Origin of the sequence: Streptomyces yokosukanensis (assembly GCF_001514035.1) — a bacterium.
Classification (GTDB): Bacteria; Actinomycetota; Actinomycetes; order Streptomycetales; family Streptomycetaceae; genus Streptomyces; species Streptomyces yokosukanensis.
Genome location: NZ_KQ948259.1, coordinates 1 through 3,664, shown reverse-complemented (window position 1 = coordinate 3,664; position 3,664 = coordinate 1). Strand labels below are relative to the sequence as shown.

The 3,664-nt window shown below is 73.0% G+C and carries 1 protein-coding gene; it reads left to right on the top strand.

Going from position 1 to position 3,664, the window contains the following annotated elements; translation table 11 throughout:
* Positions 1 to 64 precede the first annotated feature (64 nt).
* Positions 65 to 3,664: SDR family NAD(P)-dependent oxidoreductase (locus tag AQI95_RS43720; protein ID WP_159056764.1), on the top strand; the 3,600-nt coding region annotated here is incomplete at its 3' end.

Genomic DNA, 3,664 nt, shown 5'->3' with positions numbered 1-3,664 from the left:
TGCGGGGGGTGTTGATGTTGATTGGGGGGCGGTGTTCGAGGGTGTGTCGGCGCGGCGGGTTCAGTTGCCGACGTATGCCTTCCAGCACCAGCGCTACTGGCTCGACGCCAACGACCGGCCCGCCGTGGAGGCCGACCCGATCGACGCGGACTTCTGGGCCGCGATCGAGGCCGGTGACACCGGCGCCCTCGCCGACGACCTGCAGCTGAAGCCCTCCGTACTCGGCGAGGTCCTGCCCGCACTGTCGTCCTGGCGCCGCCGCAGGCAGGAGCGGACCGTCATCGACGGATGGCGCTACCGGATCGGCTGGGACCGCGTCGATGCCACCGGCGCCGCCTCCGGCACCTGGCTCGTCGCCGTCGGCACCCACGGCGACCCGCTCACCGAGGCGATCGCCGACGGACTCGCCGAGCGGGGCGTACAGACCGTGCGCATCGAGGTCGACACCGAGAACGCCGACCGGGAGGCACTGGCCGCCGCCCTGCCCGACCAGGACTTCACCGGCGTCGTCTCGCTCCTCGCGCTCGACGGCCGGCCGCACCCCGTCCACGAGACCTGGTCGCGCGGCACGATCGCCACCGTGTCCCTCGTCCAGGCACTCGGCGACGCCGGGATCGAGGCGCCCCTGTGGGCGGTCACCTCCGGCGGCGCCGCCGTGGCCGACTCCGCCGAACTGACCGACGCCTCCCAGCACATGATGTGGGGTATCGGCACCGTCCTGGCCCTGGACCACCCGCAGACCTGGGGCGGCCTCGTCGACCTGCCCACCGGTCTCGACGCAGCCGACCCACACACCCTCGACCTGCTGTGCACCGCCCTCTGCGGCACCGACGACGAAGACCAGCTCGCCGTACGCCCCGACGGCCTGCACGCCCGCCGTATGCGCCGGGCCCCGCTCGACGGCGCCCCGGCCGCCAAGCCCTGGACTCCGCGCGGCTCCGTCCTGGTCACCGGCGGCACGGGCGGCACCGGCGCCCACGTGGCCCGCTGGCTCGCCGAACACGGAGCCGAGCACCTGGTGCTCACCAGCCGCCGCGGCCCCGACGCGCCCGGCGCGGCCGAACTCCGCGCCGAACTCGAGACCCTGGGCGCCCAGGTCACCGTCACCGCCTGCGACATCGCCGACCGCGACGCGATCGCCGCCCTCCTCGACGACATCCCCGACGAGCTGCCGCTCACCGCCGTCCTGCACCTCGCAGGCGCCACCCAGACCGAATCGCCGCTGTCCGGGCTCACCGTCGAGCAGTTCGCGGAGATGGGCCGAGCCAAGATCGCCGGCGCCCACCACCTGGACGCCCTGCTCGGCGACCGCGAACTGGACGCCTTCGTCCTCTTCTCCTCCGGCGCCACCGCCTGGGGCAGCAACGGCCTCACCTCGTACGCCGGAGCCAACGCGCACCTCGACGCGCTCGCCCACCGCCGCCGAGCCCGCGGACTCACCGCCACCTCCATCGCGTGGGGCGCCTGGGACGGCGGCGGCATGGTCGACGCGTCCATGGCCGGAGAATTCGCCAAGCTCGGCATCTCCCTCATGGAACCCCGCCTCGGCGTCGCCGCCCTGGTACAAGCCGTCGAGCACGACGAGACGCATGTGGTCGTCGCCGGCATCGACTGGACCCGCTTCGCCCCGGCCTTCACCCTCTCCCGCCCCCGCCCGCTGCTGCGCGGCCTGCCCGAGGTCACCGAGATCCTCACCGGCACCACCGAGGACCACCCCGACACGGACGCCTCCGCCCTGCGCACCGAACTGCTGAGGCTCTCCCCGGCCGAACAGGAACGCCGCCTGGTGGACCTGGTCCGGGCCGAGGCCGGAGCCGTACTGGGCCACTCCGACGCCGAAGTCGTCCAGGAGGACCGGGCGTTCAAGGAGATCGGCTTCGACTCGGTCACCGCGGTGGAGCTGCGCAACCGGCTCAACGCGGCCACCCGGCTGCGCCTGCCCGCCTCGCTCGTCTTCGACTACCCGAGCCCCAAGGCACTGGCCGAGCACCTTCGCACCGAACTCGTCGGCGACCGGTCCGCCACGACCACCGACACCGCCGGCGCGGCCCTCCCCGCCGTCGTGCCGACACCCGCGGCCGACGACCCGATCGCCATCGTCTCCATGGGGTGCCGCCTCCCCGGCGGCGTGACCTCACCGGAAGAACTGTGGACCCTCCTCGCCGAGGGCCGTGACGGGCTCGTCGACTTCCCGGCCGACCGCGGCTGGGACCTGGACAACCTCTTCTCCGACGACCCGGACACCGCCGGTACGACCTACGTTCGCACGGGCGGCTTCCTGCGCGGCGTCGCGGACTTCGACGCCGGATTCTTCGGCATCAACCCGCGCGAGGCCCTTGCCATGGACCCGCAGCAGCGGCTCCTCCTGGAGACCTCCTGGGAAGTCCTCGAACGCGCCGGCATCGACCCGACGTCCCTGCGCGGCAAGGACGTCGGTGTCTTCACCGGCATGGGCGCCCAGGACTACACCCCACGGCTCGGCGGCGGCGCCGAGGGCACCGAGGGCTACGCCCTGACCGGCAGCGCCGGCAGCGTCGCCTCCGGACGCATCTCGTACGTCCTCGGCCTGGAGGGCCCCGCCCTCACCATCGACACGGCGTGCTCGTCGTCGCTGGTGGCGATGCACTCCGCGATGCAGGCCCTGCGCGGCGGCGAGTGCTCACTCGCCCTGGCCGGCGGCGTCGCCGTCATGTCCACCCCGGGCGTCTTCGTGGAGTTCTCGCGCCAGCGGGGCCTGGCGGCGGACGGCCGGTGCAAGTCGTTCGCGGCGGGGGCGGACGGTACGGCGTGGGCCGAGGGCGTGGGCCTGGTCCTGCTGGAGCGCCTGTCGGACGCGCGCCGCAACGGTCACGAGGTGCTGGCCCTGGTACGCGGGAGCGCGGTCAACCAGGACGGCGCGTCGAACGGCCTCACCGCCCCCAACGGCCCCTCGCAGCAACGCGTCATCCGCCAGGCCCTGGCGAGTGCGGGTCTGTCGGCGGCCGACGTGGATGCGGTGGAGGCGCATGGCACCGGCACGTCGTTGGGTGACCCGATCGAGGCGCAGGCGCTGATCGCCACGTACGGCCAGGAGCGTCCCGGCGACGACCGCCCGCTGCTCCTCGGCGCCCTGAAGTCGAACATCGGTCACACGGGAGCCACCGCGGGTGTGGCGGGTGTGATCAAGATGGTGCAGGCGATGCGGCACGGTGTGCTGCCGAAGACGCTGCATGTGGACGAGCCGTCGCCGAAGGTGGACTGGTCGGCGGGTGCGGTGGAGCTGCTGACGGAGTCGCGGGCGTGGCCGACGACGGAGGATCGTCCGCGGCGTGCGGGTGTGTCGGCGTTCGGTATCAGTGGCACGAACGCGCATGTGGTTCTGGAGGGTGTGGAGCCGGAGGTACGGGCTGAGTGTGTGGCCGCTGCCGACGCTGTCGTACCGCTGGTGCTGTCCGGGAAGTCGGCGGAGGCGGTCCGGGCTCAGGCGGGCCGGCTGGTGGAGTTTCTGGATACGGACGCTGCGGTGAACTTGACGGACGTGGCGTACTCGTTGGCCGTGTCTCGTGCGCGGTTCGAGCATCGTGCGGTGGTGGTGGCGGGTTCGATGGACGAGGCGCGGGAGGGTCTCGGGTCGGTGCGTCCGGAGGGGGTGGTGTCCGGTCGTCTGGGCGTGTTGTTCACGGGG